The organism is Achromobacter sp. NPDC058515 (assembly GCF_042721735.1).
GTDB lineage: Bacteria > Pseudomonadota > Gammaproteobacteria > Burkholderiales > Burkholderiaceae_B > Achromobacter.
On the sequence record NZ_JBHXNI010000006.1, the window covers coordinates 1 to 20,524 of the forward strand.

Consider the following 20,524-nt stretch of genomic DNA (forward strand, 5'->3'; position numbering starts at 1 on the left):
GCGGCGAACGCGCTTCCTATGGTTCGGAACGCCGCGAAGGCCAGGGCCGTCCGGATTCGCGCCCGTCCTATGGCGGCCAGCGCGGTGAAAACCGTAGCGGCGAACGCGCTTCCTATGGTTCGGAACGCCGCGAAGGCCAGGGCCGTCCGGATTCGCGCCCGTCCTATGGCGGCCAGCGCGGTGAAAACCGTGGCGGCGAACGCGCTTCCTATGGTTCGGAACGCCGCGAAGGCCAGGGCCGTCCGGATTCGCGTCCGTCCTACGGCGGTCAGCGCGGTGAAAACCGTGGCGGCGAACGCGGTTCCTACGGTTCGGATCGCGGGGAAGGCCACGCCCGCTCGGACGTCCGTCCGTCGTATAACGCGCCCCGCGGGGAAGACCGTGGCGGCGAACGGGACCAGGCGCCGCAAAAGCCCCAGTTCAATCGTCCGCGACTATCCTACGCCGCCATCCGTATCGACCAGGTGCAGCGCGTCCTGGGTGAAATCCTGCAATGGACGTATCCGGCCGACGCCGCGTTGTCGCATTGGCTGCGCCACCATCCGAATCTGGGGGCGCGCGACCGCTCCGAAGTCGCCGAAGCCGTCTATGACGTGCTGCGCCACCTGCGCCGCTACCGCCAGTTCGGCGAAAGCGGCGTCGGCCCCGCCTCGCGCCGCCTGGCCATCCTGGGCCTGAACGCGACCCTGGGCGCCGACGCCCTGGAAGAGGGCATGGATGCCGCGGAAGCCGAATGGCTCAAGCGCGTGTCCCAGATCGACCTGGCCACCTTGCCCCGCGCCGTGCGCGGCAGCATCCCCGATTGGCTGGACGAACGCCTGAGCGTCATGGACAGCCCGGAAACCCTGGTTGAGGCGCTCAATCGCCAGGCCAGCCTGGACTTGCGCGTGAACCCGCTGAAAGCCGAACGCGACGCGATGCTGGCCGAGTTGCAGCAAAGCGCCGGCCGTTACGAGCCCGTGGCCATGCCTTTTTCGCCTTGGGGCATTCGCATGGAAGGCCGTCCCGCGATCAACCGCTGGCCGCAGTTCGAGAACGGCAGCATCGAGGTCCAGGACGAAGGCAGCCAGCTGCTGGCGCTGCTGGTCGCGCCGCGCCGGGGCGAAATGATCATCGATTTCTGCGCCGGCGCGGGCGGCAAGACCCTGCTGCTGGGCGCGCTGATGCGCTCGACCGGCCGCCTGTACGCCTTTGACGTGTCGGCGGCCCGCCTGGCGCGCGCCAAGCCGCGCTTTGCGCGCAGCGGCCTGTCGAACGTAGTGCCGGTCGTCATCGACAGCGAGAATGATGCCCGTGTGAAGCGCCTGGCCGGCAAGGCCCATCGCGTGCTGGTCGATGCGCCTTGCAGCGGCATCGGCACCCTGCGCCGCAATCCGGACCTGAAGTGGCGCCAGCACCCCGAGGCGCTGGCCGAGCTGGGCCGCCTGCAGGAACGCATCCTGAACAGCGCGGCGCGTTGCGTGGCCCCGGGCGGCCGCCTGGTCTATGCCACGTGCAGCTTGTTGGCCGAGGAAAACGAGGTGCAGGCCGAGCGTTTCCTGGCCAGCCACCCCGATTTCGAGCGCCTGGACGCCGCCGAGATCCTCGCGGCCCGGTGCGAAACCCTGAAGCTGGACGGCCCCTACGTGCAACTGCGTCCGGACGTGCATGGCACCGACGGCTTCTTCGCCGCCGTTTTCGAGCGCAAGAAGAAGGGCGCCGCCACGGATGACGCCGCGGCCGTCGTGGCCGAGGACGCCGAAGCTGGCGTCGACGCCGGCATCGAGGCCGACGCGGGCGCGGAAACCGGGCTCAAGGCCGAAGCCGAGACCGCCGGCCAAGCCGATACGGATGTCGACGCCACGGCGGAACCGGCGCCGCAGGGCGAGGCCGGCAAGCCGGCCTGATCCGGCAGGCGGGCGCGCCGCCGGGTCAGGGACCCGGCGTGACGCCTACCGTGGCGCTGTAGCGGCGGGTGCCGATGGTCTTGTTCTGGTACTTCACTTCCCAGGACAGGGTGTCGGAACCGGGCCGGTCCGCCTGGTAGATCACTTGCGACACCGGCACAGCCTTGTATGCGCAGCGCCCGGAATCGCTGGATTGGCCGCGCGTCTGCTGGATGCTGGCCTTGCCCAGCGTCGGCATCTGCGTGATCGCCACCCGCGGCGCCCGCAGCGCCAGGCAGTCCGACCCGCGTATCTCGTAATAAGAGGCCAGCACGGCGACGTCCCCCGACTTCAGCGTTTGCGCCAGGACGGGGGCGGACAACGCCAATCCGAGCGCGGCCAGGACGGAACGAAATCGGGGACGCATTATTATGTGCAACATCAGTGGGGCAAAAGAGACAGTTGGGTAGGCGGGGCGGGCACGAAGTGTGCGCCCGGATCGTGGCGTCTTCAAGACGAACGGCCTGGCTGACAGGAACTTTAATGGCGAAATGTAGCCAAAACCAAGTGCCATTGCGAATATCCCCACCTGGAGCAAGGGTAGCCGCCACCGGCGGCCGGATTACCGCAAGGCCAGCCTCGCGACCGCCCGAAGTTGTCGCGAGAGTGGTTTTTTTGTGCTCAAAACCGGGGCTTAGTCCTTGATTTCGCTCAAAAACTATTTTGAAACTACCTTGTCATAAGACAACAAAGGTACGTTAAACTTCAGGCACTTCTCAAGCGAGGCTCATAACAGCTTTATGGATTACATCCTCTCCTTCATTGCCGGTGGTCTGACCCAAGCTACTTGGTGGCAGGTCGTCGTTTTCACCCTGGTAGTGACGCACATCACCATTGTTGCGGTCACGGTCTTTCTCCATCGCAGCCAAGCGCACCGCGGTCTGGACTTGCATCCAGCCGTCATGCATTTCTTCCGCTTCTGGCTCTGGATGACGACCGGCATGGTCACCAAGGAATGGGTCGCCATTCACCGCAAGCACCACGCCAAGTGCGAAAAGGAAGGCGACCCTCACTCGCCCATCCTGTTCGGTATCTGGAAGGTGCTGTTCCGCGGCGCGGAACTCTATCGTGAAGAATCGAACAACAACGAAACCATGGCCAAGTTCGGTCATGGCACGCCCGACGACTGGCTCGAGCGCAACGTCTACAGCAAGCACAGCCTGTGGGGCGTGCTGAGCATGCTCGCCATCGACGTGGCCCTGTTCGGCGCCATCGGCGTCACGGTGTGGGCGGTGCAGATGGCCTGGATTCCCTTCTGGGCGGCCGGCGTCGTCAACGGTATCGGCCACTATTGGGGCTACCGCAACTACAACAGCCCGGACACCAGCACCAACGTGTTCCCCTGGGGCATCGTGATCGGCGGCGAAGAGCTGCACAACAATCACCACGCCCACGGCACGTCGGCCAAGTTCTCGGCCAAGTGGTATGAGTTCGACATCGGCTGGTGCTACATCAACATCCTGAAGTTCCTTGGCCTGGCCAAGATCAAGAAGGTTGCGCCCAAGCTCAAGCTCGACGACACCCGCACCGGCATCGACCTGCGCACGCTGCAAGGCGTGATCACGCACCGCTACGAAGTCATGGCCCGCTATGCGGACGTGATCAAGAGCGCCGCCCGCGAAGAACTGAGCAAGCTGAAGGCCTCGCGCCAGGAAGGCAACGCCGAATGCGGCTATACCAAGCTGCACCAGGTGCGCCGCGCCATCCACCGCAACGAGGACATCCTCCAGCCCGAACAGCTTGCCGCTGTTGACAAGGCCATTGCCCAGAACAAGTCGCTGTCCACGCTGGTGCAGATGCGCCGCGAACTCGGCCGCATCTGGGAAAGCTCCAGCGCCAGCAGCGAACAGCTCCTCAATGACCTGCAGGCCTGGTGCCAGCGCGCCCAGCAAAGCGGCATCGCCGGGCTCGAGCAATTCGCTCAACATCTGCGCCGCTACGCGGCATGATGCTAGAGAAGCTCAACCCTGAACAACGCGCCGCAGTAACGTTAGAACCGCAGCACGCCCTGGTCCTGGCCGGGGCGGGCAGCGGGAAGACCCGGGTGCTCACCACCCGCATGGCCTGGCTGATTCAAACCGGCCAGGCTTCGCCTTTTGGGCTGCTGGCGGTCACGTTCACGAACAAGGCCGCCCGCGAGATGCTGGCGCGCATGTCGGCCATCCTGCCGATCGATACGCGCGGCCTCTGGATCGGCACCTTCCACGGCTTGTGCAACCGCATGCTGCGCGCGCACCACCGCGACGCCGGCCTGCCGCAAAGCTTCCAGATCCTCGACGTCACCGACCAGCTTGCGGCCATCAAGCGCCTCATGAAGGCCAATGGCGTCGACGACGAAAAATACCCCCCCCGCGATGTGCAGCGCTTCATCAACGGCGCCAAGGAAGAAGGCCTGCGTCCGCCGGACGTCGAGGCCTACGACGCCCATCGCCGTCGCCTGATCGAGATCTACCAGCTTTACGAGGCCCAGTGCCAGCGCGAAGGCGTGGTGGACTTCGCCGAGCTGCTGCTGCGCGCCTATGAATTGCTGTCGCGCAATGCGCCCGTGCGCGAGCACTACCAGCGCCGTTTCCGCCACATTCTGGTCGACGAGTTCCAGGACACCAACACGCTGCAGTACAAGTGGCTGCGCCTGTTGGCGGGCGGCGGCGCGGCCATCTTCGCCGTGGGCGACGACGACCAATCCATCTATGCGTTCCGCGGCGCCAACGTCGGCAACATGGCCGATTTCGAGCGCGACTACGCGCGCGGCACCGTGATCCGCCTGGAGCAGAACTACCGTTCGTTCGGGCACATCCTGGATTCGGCCAACGCGCTGATCGGCCACAACACGGGCCGCCTGGGCAAGAACCTCTGGACCGAACAGGGCGAAGGCGAGCCGGTGCGCGTCATCGAGCAGCCGTCCGACGGCATGGAAGCGCAGTGGATCGTGGACGAGATCCGTTCCCTCATCCACGAAGGCAGCGACCGCCACGAGATCGCCGTGCTCTATCGCAGCAACGCGCAGTCGCGCGTGCTGGAACACGCCATCTTCTCGGCCGGCATACCTTACAAGGTCTACGGCGGACTGCGCTTTTTCGAACGCCAGGAAATCAAGCACGCGCTGGCCTACCTGCGCCTGATGGCTAACCCGCACGACGACACGTCGTGGATGCGGGTCGTCAATTTCCCGACGCGCGGCATCGGCGCGCGCACGCTGGAACAGCTTGCCGACGCGGCCCGCGCGCACGACACCAGCCTGTATGCGGCGGTGGCGCTGGTGGGCGGCAAGGGCGGTTCCAACCTGGCCCAGTTCGCCCAGCTGATCCATCGGCTGATCGAAGAAACGCGCGACCTGCCGCTGCCGGAGATGGTCGAGCACATGCTCGAGACGAGCGGTCTGAATGCCCACTACAAGGCCGAGCGCGAAGGCGCCGAGCGGCTGGAAAACCTGAACGAACTGATCACGGCCGCGGCCGTGTTCGCTTCCGAGGAAAACTACGACGGCATGCCCGCCGGCGTGGTGCCCGAGCAGGACACCTCGTCGACGCTGATGCCGGGCGTGGTGGACGCGCCCATCGTGGCGCCGGAAGGCCTGACTCCGCTGGCGGGGTTCCTGTCCCACGCGGCGCTGGAGGCCGGCGACAACCAGGCCCAGCAAGGCCAGGACGCCGTGCAACTCATGACGGTGCACGCCGCCAAGGGCCTGGAGTTCGACGCCGTCTTCATCACGGGCCTGGAAGAGGGGCTGTTCCCCCACGAGAACAGCATCCTGGAGCCTGCCGGCCTGGAGGAAGAGCGCCGCCTCATGTACGTGGCGATCACGCGCGCGCGCCAGCGCCTGTACATCAGCCTGGCGCAAAGCCGGATGCTGCACGGCCAGACCCGTTACGCCATGCGTTCGCGCTTCCTGGACGAAATCCCCGAGCAGCACCTGAAATGGCTGTCGCCCAAGGCCGGGCTGGCGCCGGTCAGCGCCATGGGCGCCGGCTGGGGCGGAGGCAACCGCGGCGATGCGTTCGGACGCAAGGCAACCAATACCATTGCGCCGCGTCAACCTCGCGGCGTCGCGACCGGCGTCACGGTGGGCGACAAGCAGTATCGTGTAGGCCAGGGCGTGCACCACGCGCGGTTTGGCGATGGCACGATCATCGGCTTGAGCGGAGCGGGACAGGACGCCCAGGCAGAAATCCAGTTCCGCGACGTAGGCGCCAAGACCTTGGCGCTGGGTATCGCCAAGCTTGATATTGTTCAGGGTTGAGAGACATGGCCAATAACGATTCCCCGAAAGCCGAGTTAGCGTCGCTGCGCGCCGAGGTCGATGAAATCGACCAGCAGATCATGCTGCTGCTGGGCGTGCGGTTCCGTTGCACGGACATGATCGGCGAGCTCAAGACGAAGCACGACATGGATCTGGTGGACCCCAAGCGGGAAGCCCAGCAGGTCGAGCGCATCCGCCGGCTGGCCGAAGAGGCGGGCGTGCCGCCCGCCCTGGCCGAAACCATCCTGCGCGAAGTGATCGATACCGTCATCGACCACCACACCCGCCTGCGCGAGCGCCCGTACTCGTAACGCCAGGCCAGGCGGCGCGCGATGCTTGCCTGCGCAAGACACCGGCGCCGCCTTCTCTTTCTCCTACAAGACCTTCATGAACGCCAGCAAGGCGTCGATGTCGTCCGCGCTCAAATCCAGGGGCCGGATGTGCGCTGACTTGCGCGGCGCGTAAGGGTCCGGCGGGTTGGCCGGCGCAACGTCCCGGCCCATGCCGGCGTTGTACATCCGCAGCTGGCCGCGGCGGCGGAGGCCGCCGCCTTGCGGGCTCAGGCCTCGCTCTGGTCGATCTCTTCCAGCGAGCCCTGGAGTTCCAGCCACTGCTCTTCGAGTTCGTCCATGCGCTTGCCGTGTTCGCCGTGTTCGGCCATGACCTTCTGGCGTTCCGCGCGGCGCGCATCGGAGTACAGGTCGGCGTCCGCGATGACGGCGTCCAGCGCATGCAGCTTTGCGCGCAGCTTCTCCATCTCGGATTCCACCTTGGCCAGCCTGCTTTCCAGCGGCTTGCGCAGAGCGGACAGGCGTTGGCGCTGTTCGGCCTCGGCCCGGCGCTGCGCCTTGCGGTCGACGACGGGCTCGCCGCCCTCGGCGTTTTCGCGCGCCTCGGCGCGCTCGCCCGCATTGCGGGCGGCCAGCCAGTCCCGGTAGTCTTCCAGGTCGCCGTCGAACTCGCGCACCGCGCCGTCGGCCACGATCCAGAAGCTGTCCACGGTGGTGCGCAGCAGGTGGCGGTCATGCGACACCAGCAGCATGCTGCCGCCGAAATCCGCCAGCGCGGTGGCCAGGGCCTCGCGCGTTTCAACATCCAAGTGGTTGCTGGGCTCGTCCAGCAGCAGCAGGTTGGGCTTCTGCCAGACGATCAGCGACAGCGCCAGGCGCGCCTTTTCGCCGCCGGACATGGGACCGACCTTGCTGGTCACCGTGTCGCCAGAAAATCCGAAACCGCCCAGGTAGTTGCGCAGCTCCTGTTCGCGCGCCTCGGGCGCCAGGCGGGCCAGGTGCGCGATCGGCGTGCTGTCCACGTCCAGCATGTCGAGCTGGTGCTGGTGGAAGTAGCCGATGGCCAGCCCGCGCGAGGCGCGGCGTTCGCCGGCCTGCACGGGGATCTCTTCGGCCAGCGTCTTGATCAGCGTGCTCTTGCCGGCGCCGTTGGCGCCCAGCACGCCCACGCGGCTGCCCGCGCGCACCATCAGCGTCACGTCCTGCAGGATGGGCACGGCATTGCCGGCCGCGTCCGTGTAGCCGGCCGACAGGTGCTCCAGCGTCAGCAGCGGGTCGGGCACCTGGTCCGGCGAGGGGATGCGGATGTCGATGCCGGCTTCAGCCTGCAAGGGCGCAAGCACCTGCATGCGCGCCAGCGCCTTGACGCGGCTTTGTGCCTGCTTGGCCTTGGACGCCTTGGCCTTGAAGCGGTCGATGAAGCCTTGCAGCCGCGCCGTTTCGCGGGTCTGGCGCTCATAGGCGATGTTGGTCTGGCGCAGGCGCTCGGCGCGCTGCGTCAGGAAGTCGCCGTAGCCGCCGCGGTAGCGAGTCAGCTTGGCGTGGTCGAAATGGAGGATGGATTTGGCGACCGCGTCCAGGAACTCGGTATCGTGGGAGATCAGCATGACGGTGCCTTCGTAGGCGCCCAGCCATTTCTCCAGCCACAGCATGGCGTCCAGATCCAGGTGGTTGGTGGGCTCGTCCAGCAGCAGCAGTTCGGACGGCGCCATCAGCGCGCGGGCCAGCGCCAGGCGCATGCGCCAGCCGCCCGAAAAGCTCTCCACTGGCTGCGTCCACTCCGCGGGCTTGAATCCCAGGCCGGCCAGCAGTTGCTCGGCGCGCGAGGCCGCGCTCCAGGCGCCGGCTTCCACCAGCGCGGCTTCCACTTCGGCGATCTCCGTGCCGTGGTCGTCGGAGAGCGCGGCGCGCTGCGCCTGCAGCGCGCGCAGGTGGGTGTCGCCGTCGATGACGAACTCGCGGGCGGGGCGGTCGTCCGCGTGCAGCTCCTGTTCGACGCTGGCGATGCGCCAGCCCACGGGCACGGACAAGGTGCCCGCGTCCAGGTCGAGCGCGCCGGTCAGCAGCGCGAACAGCGAGGACTTGCCCGCGCCGTTCTTGCCCACGATACCCACGCGTTCGCCCGGGTTCACGACGAATTCAGCGCCGTCCAGCAGCACTTTGGTGCCGCGGCGCAGGGTCAATCCAGTAGCGCGTATCACAGGCTGAGTTGCTCGCGGGTAAGCAGCAGAAGCTGGTCCGAGGCTTCTTCCGTATCCAGCCAGACGGGCGACAGCGCCGGGAACGCGGCCTCGAAGAAGTCGCGCTCGTGGCCGATTTCCAGCACCAGCACGCCGTCCTGCGTCAGGTATTGCGGCGCCGCGGCCAGGATGCGGCGCACCAGGTCCATGCCATCGTCGCCGCCGGCAAGCGCCAGTTGCGGTTCGTGCAGGTATTCCTGGGGCAGGGCGCCCATCGAGCCGCTGTTCACGTAGGGCGGATTGCAGATGATGACGTCGTATTGGCGCGCCGGCAGCGCGTCGAACAGATTGCTCTCGTGCAGGTCCAGCCGGCCGGCCAGTCCATAGTCATCGACGTTGCGGCGGGCCACTTCCAGCGCGTCCTGGGACACGTCCACCGCATCCACGTGGGCGTAGGGGAACGCCAGCGCGGACAGGATGGCCAGGCAGCCGGAACCGGTGCACATGTCCAGCACGTTTTCCACCGCCAGCGGGTCCTGCACCCAGGGCGACAGCCCCGAGTCCAGCAGCTCCGCGATGGGCGAGCGCGGCACGATGACACGCTGGTCCACATAGAAGCGGTGGCCTCGCAGCCACGCCTCGTTGGTCAGGTAGGCGACGGGCACGCGCTCGGTCACGCGCCGTTCCAGCAGGTCCAGCACGCGGTCGCGCTCTTCGCGGACCACGCGGGCATCCAGGAACGGTTCCAGCGTGTCCAGCGGCAGGTGCAGGGCGTGCAGCGTCAGGTAGACCGCCTCGTCCCAGGCGTTGTCGCTGCCGTGCCCCAGCGCCACCTGGGCGCCGTTCAGGCGCGACACCCCATAGCGGATGAGGTCGCGCAGGGTCAGCAATTCTTGGCGGGCGGATTGATACATGAGGGACTTTTATTTTTGCAGCAGGAGGTTTTCCAGCGTGCGTCGGTAGATATTCTTGAGCGGGTCCAGCGAGGCCACTTCGACGCGCTCGTTGACCTTGTGGATCGTGGCGTTGCCGGGGCCGAACTCGATGACCTGCGGGCAGATCTTGGCGATGAAGCGGCCGTCGGACGTGCCGCCGGTCGTCGACAGCTCGGCGGCGACGCCGGTCTCGGCGTGGATCGCCTGCACCAGCGCGTCGGTCAGCGAACCGCGCGGGGTCAGGAAAGGCTCGCCGCCCAGTTCCCAGTCCAGTTCATATTCCAGGCCGTGCTTGTCCAGCACCGCGTGCACGCGCTGCTTCAGGCTGTCCGGCGTGCTGGCGGTCGAGAAGCGGAAGTTGAACAGCGCCACGGCTTCGCCCGGCACCACATTGGTGGCGCCGGTGCCCGAGTTCAGGTTCGACACCTGGAACGTCGTGGGCGGGAAGTACTCGTTGCCCTGGTCCCATTCGATGCCGACGATCTCGGCCAGGGCCGGGGACAGCTGGTGCACCGGGTTGCGCGCCAGGTGAGGGTAGGCCACGTGGCCCTGGATGCCCTTGACCGTCAACTTGCCCGACAAGGAGCCGCGGCGGCCATTCTTGCAGGTGTCGCCCAGCACGTCGCCGGAAGTCGGTTCGCCGACGATGCAGTAATCGAGCTGTTCGCCGCGCGCCTTCAGCGCGTCGCAGACGATGGCGGTGCCGTCGATCGACGGGCCTTCTTCGTCCGAGGTGATCAGCAGCGCGATCGAACCGCCATGCTGCGGGTGGGCTGCCACGAATTCCTCGGCCGCCACCACGAAGGCGGCGATCGAGCTCTTCATGTCGGCCGCCCCGCGGCCGTACAGCCAGCCGTCGCGTTCGGTGGGCACGAACGGATCGCTGTCCCACTTTTCGCGCGGACCGGGAGGGACCACGTCGGTGTGACCGGCAAAGACGGTCAGCGGCGCGGCGCTGCCGCGCCGGGCCCACAGATTGGTGACGCCGCCCTGCGCGATAGTCTCGCAGGTGAAGCCGATACGTTCCAGGCGGGCGGCAAGCGCCGCCTGGCAGTCTTCATCCGCCGGGGTGACCGACGGGCGGGCGATCAGGTCTTTAACCAGATCCAGTACGGCAGAAGGGGATTGGGCCTCCTGCCGCGTTGCGGCTGCCTCCCCGAGGGAGGGTGCACGCCCTTCGGGCGGCCGTGCGGGCGAGCTCATTTACGCCCTCAGCAGATCGTTGATGCTGGTCTTGGCGCGGGTCTGCGCGTCGACACGCTTGACGATGACGGCGCAGGCGAGGCTGTGCGAGCCATCGGCCGACGGCAGCGAGCCCGGGACCACGACCGAACCCGAGGGCACGCGGCCGTAGGTGACCTTGCCCGTGGCGCGGTCATAGATCTTGGTGCTTTGCGACAGGAACACGCCCATGGCCAGCACCGAGTTTTCCTCGACGACCACGCCTTCCACGACTTCCGAGCGGGCGCCGATGAAGCAGTTGTCTTCGATGATGGTGGGGTTGGCCTGCAGCGGCTCCAGCACGCCGCCGATGCCCACGCCGCCCGACAGGTGGACGTTCTTGCCGATCTGGGCGCACGAACCGACGGTGGCCCAGGTGTCGACCATGGTGCCTTCGTCGACGTAGGCGCCGATGTTCACGTAGGAGGGCATCAGGATCACGTTGCGGCCGATGAAGGCGCCGCGGCGAGCCACGGCGGGCGGCACCACGCGGTAGCCGCCTTGCTTGAAGGCGTTGTCGCCGAATTCCGAGAACTTGAGCGGCACCTTGTCGTAGAACTGCAAGGGCGCCTGGCCCATGATGGCGTTTTCGTTCAGGCGGAACGACAGCAGCACGGCCTTCTTGATCCACTGGTGCACGACCCAGTCGTCATTGATTTTCTCGGCCACGCGCAGGCGGCCCAGATCCAGGCCGTCGATGGTGTGCTCAACCGCTTCGCGCACTTCGGCGCTGGCGTCGGTGGGCGACAGGTTGGCCCGGTCGTCCCAGGCTTGTTCGATGGTGGTCTGCAGGTCGAGAGTCATAGCGGCTCAGCTTTTAAAGGTTGATCAAACAGAAGTATGCACAAAATGGGCGATGCGTTCGGCTGCCTGCACGCAGTCGGCCAAAGGCGCCACCAGGGCGATGCGGATGCGGCCCTGGCCGGGATTCACGCCATGCGCGTCCCGCGCCAGGAAACTTCCCGGCAGCACGGTAACACCGGTGCGTCCATAAAGGTCGCGGACGAAGGCCGTGTCCGATCCCGGCGTGGCCGCCCACAGGTAGAACGAGGCTTGCGGGCGCGACACGTCCAGCACGTTCTGCAGGATGGGCACGACCGCGTCGAATTTCTCTTGGTAGAGGCGGCGGTTGTCCTTCACGTGCGCCTCGTCCGTCCAGGCCGCGACGCTGGCCGCGCAAACCAGCGGGCTCATCGCACTGCCATGATACGTGCGATACAGCAGGAAACGGCCAATCAGCGCCGCGTCGCCCGCGACAAAGCCCGAACGCAGGCCCGGCACGTTGGAGCGCTTGGACAGGCTGGAGAACGCCACCAGGTTGCGGTAGGTGTCCCGGCCCAGGCGGCGCGCCGCCTGCAGCCCGCCCAGCGGCGGATTGCCTTCGTCCAGGTAGATCTCGGAGTAGCACTCGTCCGAGGCAATCACGAAACCGTAGCGGTCGGACAGCTCGAACAGCGTTTCCCATTCGTCCAGCGCCATGACGTTGCCGGCCGGGTTGCCCGGCGAGCAGACGAACACCAGGCGCGTCTTCTTCCAGACATCCTCCGGCACCTGGTTCCAGTCGCAAGCGAAATTGCGCACCGGATCGGCGTTGACGAAGTAGGGCGTGGCGCCGGCCAGCAGCGTGGCGCCTTCATAGATTTGATAAAACGGGTTCGGGCAGATCACGACCGAGCCGGCCGACGGGTCGATCACCGTCTGCGTGAACGCAAACAGCGCCTCGCGCGAGCCGAGCGCCGGCAGCACCTGCGTCTCGGGGTCGGGCGCGGGAATGCTGTAACGGCGCGCCAGCCACTCCGAGATCGCCCGGCGCAGGGCCGGGTCGCCCTTGGTGGACGGGTAGACGGACAGCCCGGCAAGATTGTCGCGGATAGCCTGCGCGACGCGCTCAGGCGCGGCGTGCTTGGGCTCGCCTATCGACAAGTTGATGGGCGTCAGGCCGTCCGGCTGCGAGCTGGCCGAAGCCAGCAAAGCCCGCAGTTTTTCGAACGGATAGGGGTGTAAGGCATCGAGGCGCGGATTCATGACGCAAGATTTTACCAAGCAAGCTACAATAGCGGGCTTGGCCTAATGCGAAGGTGGCGAAATTGGTAGACGCACCAGGTTTAGGTCCTGACGCCGTAACAGGTGTAGGGGTTCGAGTCCCCTCCTTCGCACCAAGAATTATTGAAATCGTTGGTTAGGTTAGGTCAATATTTAAAATCAACGGCTTAGCGGGTAGGGCGGGTGCCGGTTGACTGCCAAAAAGCAAGAATTCGCAGTCCTGGCCCATGCTCCCCGCACCTTCCGCGGGCGCTCGCCTTGCCGCAGGATTCGCAGGTCAAGTACATTTTTTCAATAAATCCATGTCTGGAGAGAGAGAATGTCAGAATTCAAGCACCAGATTTCGTATTACCGGGCGATCATCAAAGATCTCAAGTCGGCGCAAAAGCGTGCGCCCGTCTCGCCCAAAGTCGAAGATGCAAGCGGTAGCGCCGCCAAGGAAATCACACAGGCCCGGGTTAGGCAGGTGATGCGCCATCATGGCGAAGTACTTCGCGCGCTTAAGGACCGCTGATGGCGCTCCTCGATCTCGACTATGTCATCGGGGTTCACGACGAAATAATTCTGCAGCTGGGCGGCACGCCTGGTTTTGCCAATGGCGGTAGGGGCGGCGTGGAAGCCGCGCTAAAACGCATCGAGATGCACCAGCACTATGCCGGGGTGGATGATGTGTTTTCCATGTTGGAAGACGCAGTTGTCTATCTCGCAGAGGGCAGCTGGAAGCGGAAGACTTTGGCGATTACTTGGACTTTCTGTGGCTAAAGGCGGGGCGTCCTACTGAGCCGCCCGCAGGCAATTAATCACACGAATTCTGGGAAGTGCTGCCGCAAGGCATAGTTACCCGCGTGAAATCACGCGCAGAACGCGCCAGGCTTGGCGATAAAGGCCCGCTTCTCATCGCCGGAAAATCCGGCTCCCGCATAAAAATCCAGCGTCGCCTGATCCTTGCGCCCGGTCATCAGCATGACCTTGTAGCAGCGCATGGACCATGCGAATTCCAGTGCGCCTTTCAGGACCGCCTTCCCGTAGCCTCGTCCCCGGTGAGCCCGATGCGTGACCACGTTCTCGATGACGCCGTAGGGCCTGCAACCCCGAGTGAGATTTGGGATGACGGTAATCGTGCAGCTCGCAAGCAACTGGTCCTGCTCGTATGCGCCCACATGCCTGCAGCGAGGATTGGCCATCAGTTCCTCCCACACCGCCCCGACTTGCGAGGCATCCGGCAAGGGGTCGTCCGTGTCGTGCAAATGCGCATAGAGCGACAGCAGTTCGCCCAGTCCGTTTCGATCGATATGACGCAGTTCCATGGGGTTTGTCCTCATGCCCGACATCCTTGACACGCTGGAGGATAGTCCATAAAGTCACCGCACAGATTTAGATAAAAGACCATCTGTAAGGTGGTCTTTTATCGCGTGCAGATTGCGTCGACCTCTTACAGAAATAATTCCAAGAGGAGACGACTGTGCAATCATCGACCGTAAAAATACGTGGCATCGACGATGTCATCGCTTATATCGATTCACGCCCAGGCATCACGGGCCGGGCCGGCCTGATATGGTGGCTCGCGCTGGGCGGATTGTTTCTCGACGCATTCGCCAATTCCGCATTAAGCGCGGGCCTGGGCCCGATGACGCGCGACCTAGGCTTGAAAGCCGGCCAGGTGGCGCTGATGACCTCTTTCGCAGCCTGGGTGGCCATCGCCTTCAATCCCATCGGCGGATGGATGGCGGACCGCTGGGGCCGCATACGGCCTCTGGTCATCGCCAAGTTCCTCGCCGTCATCGGCGCGCTGCTGGTGGTGTTTGCGCCCAGCTTTGAAGTCATCCTGGTGGGCCGCTTCTTCGTGGGAGCGGCGTACGGCATCGACTTCGCCATCGCGATGGCCGTGCTGGCCGAGTTCACCCCCGTCAAGTTCAAGAGCCGCCTCAATACCTGGCAGGGCATGTGGTACACGGCCGTCTGCACGAACCTGCTGCTGGCCATGCTGTTCTTCTCGTGGGATGTGGGCGATTCGATCTGGCGTTATTCGGTCGCGGCCACCGCCATCTTCGCGGTCGTCATCCTGCTGCTGCAGATGCGCTACATGGTGGAAAGCCCGATCTGGCTGGCCCGCAAGGAACGCGTGGAGGACGCGGCGCAGGCAATGACGCGTATCTACGGCCAGCGATTCGCGGCGGCTCCGCTGGAAGAGCGCGTGCCTGTCCTCAACCTGGCCAGGCGCGGCCTGGCCAACGTGCTGCTGATCTTTCGCGGCGTGTACCTGCCGCGCACGATTCTGGCGGCCACGGTGCAGATCGGCCAGTCCATCCAGTACTTTGCCGTGGGCTGGTACCTGCCCCTGATCAGCGCCGCCCTGTTTGGCAAGGATTTCATCTACGCGACGATCGGCGCGCTGGTGTTCAACGTCTTCGGCATCTTCGGCGGCTTCCTCTCGCCGTACATCGGCCGCAAGCTGGGCCTGCGGCGCGCGTCGGCGTTCGGCTTTGCCGCGGTGTTCCTGATGCTGCTGCTCCTGGGCTCCTTCCACGGCAAGATGCCCATGTGGCTGGCGGTCGTGGTTCCCTCCCTGTTCATCCTGTTCCACTCCGGCGGCCCGGGCGCCAATGGCAAGAGCCTGTCGTCCCTGTCCTTCCGCAGCGAGCTGCGGGCCGGCGCCAACGGCATCATCGGCGCGCTCGGCTCCACCGGGGCGGCGATCGGCCTGCTGGTGTTTCCGATCTTCCGCGAGAACTACGGCCTGGAGAAGACCTTCCTGATCCTGTCTGTCGTTCCCCTGGTCGCCAGCATCATCTGCTTTGTGATCAAGTGGGATCCGACCCGCACGACGATCAACCCCGACAACGAAGCCGGCGCGCCGCAGTTCAAGGACGACGTGCCGCTGGCCGCCCTGGACCCCGCGATCGGAAAGGTCTCGCGATGACAAACAAGCCAGTGATTCTTGCCATAGACGAGGGCACCTCCGGCACGCGGGCGGCGACCGTGGCGCCCGATGGCCACGTGTCCTGCCTGGAGTATCTGGCGCTGCGCGTCGACTCCCCCCGGCCGGGCGTGGTCGAGCAGGACGCCAACGACATTCTGGACAAGACCATCGAGGTCTGCCGCAGCGCCATCGCGCAAGCCCGGCTCGAAGGGCAGGACATCGTCGCCCTGGCGATCGCGACGCAGCGCGCCACCGCGGTGCTGTGGGATACGCATAGCGGCCGCGCGCTGGTGCCGGCGATGGTCTGGCAGGACACGCGCTACGTGGACGAACTGGCGGAGCTGGCCCCGCAATGGGACGAGCGATTGCTGGCGCGAGTCGGGCGTCCCGTCGGCGTGCGTTCGCTCTACCTGTGGGCGGCGCGCCACCTGCGCGACACGCCGCAGGTCGCGGATGCCTGGCGCGACAGGCGGCTGGCCTTCGGCACGGTCGACAGCTGGCTGCTCTGGCATTTCTCGCAGCGGCGCGAGTGCGTGACCACGCCGACCAACGCCACGTCGGCCGGCGCCTATGTGCTGGCCGGGCATCGCTATTACGAGGATTGGGTGCAAGCGCTGGGGTTTCCGCCCGAGCTCCTGCCCGAACTGCGGCAGGACGCCGATGATTTCGGCCTTACCCGTCCGGAGGTGCTGGGCATCGAGGTGCCCATTCTCGCCTCCGCGGGCGACCAGCACGCGGGCGCCGTGGGGCTGGGCTGCCTGGACCGGGGCCAGGCGATGTGCGTGCACGGCACCGGCAGTTTCGTCGACCTGATCATCGGTCCCGAACCGCCCGCCAATTCCGGCTTGCTGGCAGGGTCGCTCACCATGACCGCGCGCCGCCAGCACGGGGTGTCGCACTTTGCCGTCGAGACTTTCGTCGCCACGACCGGCTCGGCGTTGAACTGGGTGTGCGACAAGCTGAAGTGGTTCAAGGATGCGCGCGAGATCAGCGCCTTGGCCGCGAGCGCCACGTCCTCGCGGGGGGTCACCTTCGTGCCCGCGCTGACGGGGTTGCGCGTGCCCAGGATGGAGGCGGGCGCCCGGGCTTCGCTGACCGGCGTCTCCATGGCCACGACGCAGGCGGAAGTCGCCTACGCCATTCTGGAGGGCATCGCTCATTCGGTTGCGAGCTGCATCGAGGCCGACGAGCAAGCCTCGGGCGTGCGGGTGTCGGAACTGGTGGTCGGCGGGGGGCTGGCGGGAAGCGATCCCTTGCTGCGGATCCAGGCCGACCTGATCGGCATCCCGATCCGCCGCATGCAGGAGGCCGACCGCGCGAGCCTGCGCGGCGCGGCCTTCCTGGCCGGCTCATCGGGCTTGCTGTGGAAGTCCCTGCAGGAGGCCCGCAAGACGACGGTGACGGACGCGGTGTTCGAACCCGTCCTGGATGCGGCCGGGCGGGCGCGCCGCCGCGCGCTCTGGCATGCCCGGGTGGATGCCGAACTGGCGCACGTCGATCAATTCAAGCAAGACAAACAGGAGGCCTTGGAAACATGATGGGGTGGCTATCCAGAAAGCCTGGGAAGGACCAGGCCGACATGACGAGCACCGAACCATTACGCCTGATGCGGCAGGAGCAATTGGACCGGTTGGGCGGCGAGCGTTTCGACATCATCATCGTGGGCGGCGGCATCACCGGCGCCTATGCGGCGCTGGACGCGAGCCTGCGCGGCTACCGGGTGGCGCTGGTCGAGAAGGACGATTTCGCCTCCGGCACCTCTTCCAAGTCGTCAAAGATGGTGCATGGCGGCTTGCGGTACATCGAGCAAGGCAATCTTGGCCTGGTGCGGCATTCCCTGCACGAGCGCCAGCGGCTGCGGCGCAACGCCAGGCATCTGGTGCAGCGCCTGCCGTTCCTGTTTCCGATCCTGGAGAAGGACGGGGTCTTCGACAAGCGCCTGTCCAAGGCGTTTGAAAGCCTGCTGTGGACGTATGACATCGCCGGCGGCTGGCGCGAGGGCATCCTGCACCAGAAACTGAGCACCGCCGAGGTGCTGTCGCATTGCCCGACCTTCAAGGAGGAGGGCCTGCTGGGCGGATTCCTGTACTTCGATGCGCGGGTCGACGATGCGCGCCTGACGCTGGCGGTCGCGCGCAGCGCGGCTTTCCACGGCGCCGCGGTCGTCAACCACGCCAAGGCGATCGAGGTGACCCGCAACGAGCACGGCAAGGTCGACGGCGTGATCGTCCAGGCGGGGGAACGGGAGATCCGCGTCCGCGCCGGCGCGGTCATCATGGCCACGGGCGTCTGGCTGCGGGACTGGAACGGCGCGAAGCGGGGCGATGCCCAGGCGCTGCACATCCGCCCGGCCAAGGGCGTGCATGTGGCGGTGCCCTGGCTGAAGGTGCGCAACGATTGCACGGTGACCATCCCGGTGCCCGGCCGCAGCCGCCGCGCCACCATCACACGCTGGGGCAACGTGTCGTACCTGGGCACGACCGACGAAGACTACGAGGGCGATCTCGACGACGTGTACTGCACGCGGCGCGAGCTGGACTTCCTGCTGGAAGGGGCGCGGTCCGCGCTCAAGACCGACCTGCGTGCCGAAGACGTGGTGGGCAGCATCGCGGGCTGCCGGCCGCTGGTCGCGCCGCCCGGCGGCAAGACCCTGGAGATCAAGCGCAACCACGAGATACGCGTGGCGGCGGACGGGCTGGTCACGGTCGTGGGCGGCAAGCTGACGACCTCGCGCCACATGGCCGAGCAGACCATCGATGCGGCCCAGCAGGTCATCGGAAAGCAGGCCAAATGCCTGACCAGGCGCGCCTATCTGCTGGGCGCGGCGGGCTACGACGCGCAAGCCATCGTGGCGTCCGGCGGCCTGTCCGCGCACCTGGGCGAGCGCTACGGCACCGAGGCCCGGTTTGTCAGCGACATCATGCAGGACCGGCCAGAGCTGCTGGCGCCCATTGTCGAGGGCCTGCCCTACACCGAAGCCGAAGTCGTGTACGCCGCGCGGCATGAACTGGCCGGCACCGTCGAAGACGTGCTGTCGCGCCGCATGCGGGCGCGCCTGATGGCGCGCGACGCCTCGGCCCGCGCCGCCGCGCGCGTCGGCCAGATACTGCAGGCCGAACTGGGCCTGTCCGAAACCACCGTTGCGCAGCAGGTCGACGACTACCTCGCTGCGGTCAGGCATGAAAAGTCCGTACTCATGGGAGATGAATAAATGATCAGCAAAGAAGCCATCAAGCGCGGCTACAACCGGGGCAACTACGTGGTGGGCGCGCACACGCCGCCGGCCTACGCCGCGGCATTGACCCAAACCGGCTCGGAGCCCGGCCTGCAGCGCGATCCCGTGCGCGTGCCCGCCGAGCAGGTGGAGGCCTTGCGCCGCGTCTGCGACGAGGTGCTGACCGATGTCGCCAGCGTCGTGGCCTGGACGCGCGACTGGTGGGCGGGATCGATGATGACCGAAACGGCGGGCAAGCCCGCCACGCCGCATGCCGTCATCGCCAAGGCGTCCACGGTCGGGCAGGTCCAGGCGGTGATGCGCATTGCGAACGAAGGCGGCATCCCCGTCACCGTGTCCGCGGGCCGCAGCAACGTGACGGGCGCCGCCTTGCCGGTGCGCGGCGGCATTGTGCTGGACGTCTGCCAACTGAACAGGCTGATCGGCGTGGACCGCGAGAGCCAGATCGTGGAAGTGGAAGCCGGCATGTTCGGCGACGTCTTCGAGCAGACGATCCAGGGCGAGTACGGCCTGACGATGGGCCACTGGCCCTCGTCGTTCGGCATCAGCACCGTGGGCGGCTGGGTGGCGTGCCGCGGGGCAGGGCAGTTGTCCACCCGCTACGGCAAGATCGAGGACATGGTGTTCGGCATGGACGTGGTGCTGGCCGACGGCAGCCTGATCACGGTGGGCGGCTACTCGCGCGCCGCGCTGGGTTCGGACCTGCAGCAGGTGTTCATCGGATCGGAAGGCACGCTGGGCGTCATCGTGCGCGTGCGCCTGAAGCTGCACCGGCTGCCGGACTACGGCCGGGCCATCGCCTATGGATTCAAGACCTTCGCCGTCGGCCTGGACGCCTGCCGCGAGATCATGCAGCGCGGCGCCAACCCCGCCGCGCTGCGCCTGTACGACGAACTGGAAAGCGGCGTGCAGTTCAACCGGCCGGACTTGAACGTGCTGCTGGTGGCGGACGAGGGAGCGCGGCAGATCGTCGACGCCGTCATGGAGATCAGCGAAGGCGTGTGCGAGGAACTGGGCGAGAAGCTGGACGGCGACGCGGTCTTTGAGCGCTGGCTGGAGACGCGTTACCTCACGGGCAAGAGCGCCGAGGGATTCAAGCGCAGCCCGGGATTTGTGGCCGATACGCTGGAGATGGCGGGGCGCTGGAGCGATCTTGCCGCCATCTACACCGAGGTCGTGAACGCCGTCAACGCGGTGCCGGGCACCCTGGCGGGATCGGCGCATCAGTCGCATGCCTATGTCGACGGCGCATGCCTGTATTTTTCGCTGCGCGGCGAGGTGGAAGTGGAGCGCCGCGCCCAGTGGTATCGCCAGGCATGGGACGCGGCCAACGCGGTGCTGATTAAATATAATGCGGCGCTCAGCCATCACCACGGCGTGGGCCTGCTGCGGGCGCCGTACATGCAGGAATCGCTGGGCAGCGCGTTCGAGGTTCTGCGGACGATCAAGCGCACGCTGGATCCGCGGAACATTCTCAACCCCGGAAAGCTCGGACTTGGCGATGAGCTTTTCCCCGACCAGGGCAAGCGATAACC

General features: G+C 66.2%; 18 protein-coding genes and 1 tRNA gene. 11 read left to right on the plus strand and 8 right to left on the minus strand.

Annotated features, from left to right (window positions below):
* Nucleotides 1-464 precede the first annotated feature (464 nt).
* Complete coding sequence (locus ACFWP0_RS12335) at nucleotides 465-1,886, plus strand: RsmB/NOP family class I SAM-dependent RNA methyltransferase (protein ID WP_377842772.1); 1,422 nt, start codon at nucleotides 465-467, stop codon at nucleotides 1,884-1,886.
* A gap of 25 nt (nucleotides 1,887-1,911) precedes the next feature.
* On the opposite strand, the gene ACFWP0_RS12340 is transcribed toward ACFWP0_RS12335, so the two are convergent.
* Nucleotides 1,912-2,292 carry a hypothetical protein gene (locus tag ACFWP0_RS12340; RefSeq protein ID WP_377842355.1) on the minus strand — a complete coding sequence of 127 codons (381 nt, stop codon included), beginning with the start codon at nucleotides 2,290-2,292 and terminating at the stop codon, nucleotides 1,912-1,914.
* A gap of 373 nt (nucleotides 2,293-2,665) precedes the next feature.
* On the opposite strand from ACFWP0_RS12340, the gene ACFWP0_RS12345 reads away from it, so the two are divergent.
* Genes ACFWP0_RS12345 through ACFWP0_RS12355 form a run of 3 tightly spaced genes read left to right on the plus strand, consistent with a single transcriptional unit; the run spans nucleotide 2,666 to nucleotide 6,476 of the window.
* On the plus strand, nucleotides 2,666-3,874 hold the full coding sequence (locus tag ACFWP0_RS12345) for a fatty acid desaturase (protein WP_377842356.1): 1,209 nt from the start codon (nucleotides 2,666-2,668) through the stop codon (nucleotides 3,872-3,874).
* Nucleotides 3,871-6,165 carry a UvrD-helicase domain-containing protein gene (locus tag ACFWP0_RS12350; RefSeq protein ID WP_377842358.1) on the plus strand — a complete coding sequence of 765 codons (2,295 nt, stop codon included), beginning with the start codon at nucleotides 3,871-3,873 and terminating at the stop codon, nucleotides 6,163-6,165. Before ACFWP0_RS12345 ends, ACFWP0_RS12350 begins: the two co-directional genes overlap by 4 nt.
* A 5-nt stretch (nucleotides 6,166-6,170) precedes the next feature.
* Entirely contained in the window at nucleotides 6,171-6,476 is a 306-nt protein-coding gene (locus ACFWP0_RS12355; protein WP_377842359.1) for a chorismate mutase, read from the plus strand.
* Nucleotides 6,477-6,539: 63 nt separating this feature from the next.
* Here the strand turns inward: ACFWP0_RS12355 and ACFWP0_RS12360 are convergent, their stop codons facing one another.
* The 6 genes from ACFWP0_RS12360 to dapC are packed head-to-tail and all read right to left on the minus strand — an operon-like array spanning nucleotide 6,540 to nucleotide 12,816.
* Entirely contained in the window at nucleotides 6,540-6,683 is a 144-nt protein-coding gene (locus ACFWP0_RS12360; protein WP_377842361.1) for a hypothetical protein, read from the minus strand.
* Between the two features lie 41 nt (nucleotides 6,684-6,724).
* Nucleotides 6,725-8,656 (minus strand): ABC-F family ATP-binding cassette domain-containing protein, encoded by a 1,932-nt coding sequence (locus ACFWP0_RS12365; protein ID WP_377842362.1) that lies wholly within the window; start codon nucleotides 8,654-8,656, stop codon nucleotides 6,725-6,727.
* Nucleotides 8,653-9,549 (minus strand): 50S ribosomal protein L3 N(5)-glutamine methyltransferase, encoded by an 897-nt coding sequence (prmB, locus tag ACFWP0_RS12370; protein WP_377842364.1) that lies wholly within the window; start codon nucleotides 9,547-9,549, stop codon nucleotides 8,653-8,655. The genes ACFWP0_RS12365 and prmB overlap by 4 nt, the downstream gene beginning before the upstream one ends.
* A 9-nt stretch (nucleotides 9,550-9,558) precedes the next feature.
* Complete coding sequence (gene dapE / locus ACFWP0_RS12375; protein ID WP_377842366.1) at nucleotides 9,559-10,773, minus strand: succinyl-diaminopimelate desuccinylase; 1,215 nt, start codon at nucleotides 10,771-10,773, stop codon at nucleotides 9,559-9,561.
* Nucleotides 10,774-11,595 carry a 2,3,4,5-tetrahydropyridine-2,6-dicarboxylate N-succinyltransferase gene (gene dapD / locus ACFWP0_RS12380; RefSeq protein ID WP_377842367.1) on the minus strand — a complete coding sequence of 274 codons (822 nt, stop codon included), beginning with the start codon at nucleotides 11,593-11,595 and terminating at the stop codon, nucleotides 10,774-10,776.
* Between the two features lie 24 nt (nucleotides 11,596-11,619).
* A complete protein-coding gene (dapC, locus tag ACFWP0_RS12385) occupies nucleotides 11,620-12,816 on the minus strand; it encodes a succinyldiaminopimelate transaminase (RefSeq protein WP_377842369.1) in 1,197 nt (398 codons plus the stop codon).
* A 47-nt stretch (nucleotides 12,817-12,863) separates the two neighbouring features.
* Between dapC and ACFWP0_RS12390 the strand changes: the two genes are divergently transcribed.
* The 3 genes from ACFWP0_RS12390 to ACFWP0_RS12400 all read left to right on the plus strand — a co-directional run bounded on the left by ACFWP0_RS12390 (nucleotide 12,864) and on the right by ACFWP0_RS12400 (nucleotide 13,596).
* Nucleotides 12,864-12,950 (plus strand) — tRNA-Leu (locus tag ACFWP0_RS12390).
* Nucleotides 12,951-13,153: 203 nt separating this feature from the next.
* A complete protein-coding gene (locus ACFWP0_RS12395; RefSeq protein ID WP_377842371.1) occupies nucleotides 13,154-13,348 on the plus strand; it encodes a hypothetical protein in 195 nt (64 codons plus the stop codon).
* Nucleotides 13,348-13,596: a hypothetical protein gene (locus ACFWP0_RS12400; RefSeq protein WP_377842373.1), complete on the plus strand. Its 249-nt coding sequence runs from the start codon at nucleotides 13,348-13,350 to the stop codon at nucleotides 13,594-13,596. The genes ACFWP0_RS12395 and ACFWP0_RS12400 overlap by 1 nt, the downstream gene beginning before the upstream one ends.
* Before the next feature lie 89 nt (nucleotides 13,597-13,685).
* Here the strand turns inward: ACFWP0_RS12400 and ACFWP0_RS12405 are convergent, their stop codons facing one another.
* Nucleotides 13,686-14,141: a GNAT family N-acetyltransferase gene (locus ACFWP0_RS12405; protein WP_377842375.1), complete on the minus strand. Its 456-nt coding sequence runs from the start codon at nucleotides 14,139-14,141 to the stop codon at nucleotides 13,686-13,688.
* A gap of 155 nt (nucleotides 14,142-14,296) precedes the next feature.
* Between ACFWP0_RS12405 and ACFWP0_RS12410 the strand changes: the two genes are divergently transcribed.
* From ACFWP0_RS12410 to ACFWP0_RS12425, 4 genes are read left to right on the plus strand one after another with little or no spacing between them, the layout of a single operon-like run.
* Nucleotides 14,297-15,754: an MFS transporter gene (locus ACFWP0_RS12410; protein WP_377842376.1), complete on the plus strand. Its 1,458-nt coding sequence runs from the start codon at nucleotides 14,297-14,299 to the stop codon at nucleotides 15,752-15,754.
* Nucleotides 15,751-17,292 carry an FGGY family carbohydrate kinase gene (locus tag ACFWP0_RS12415; protein WP_377842378.1) on the plus strand — a complete coding sequence of 514 codons (1,542 nt, stop codon included), beginning with the start codon at nucleotides 15,751-15,753 and terminating at the stop codon, nucleotides 17,290-17,292. Before ACFWP0_RS12410 ends, ACFWP0_RS12415 begins: the two co-directional genes overlap by 4 nt.
* Nucleotides 17,289-18,965, plus strand: a complete 1,677-nt coding sequence (locus ACFWP0_RS12420; RefSeq protein WP_377842379.1) for a glycerol-3-phosphate dehydrogenase/oxidase — start codon at nucleotides 17,289-17,291, stop codon at nucleotides 18,963-18,965. Before ACFWP0_RS12415 ends, ACFWP0_RS12420 begins: the two co-directional genes overlap by 4 nt.
* A complete protein-coding gene (locus ACFWP0_RS12425; protein ID WP_377842381.1) occupies nucleotides 18,966-20,522 on the plus strand; it encodes an FAD-binding oxidoreductase in 1,557 nt (518 codons plus the stop codon). It abuts the gene before it with no gap.
* Nucleotides 20,523-20,524 lie beyond the last annotated feature (2 nt).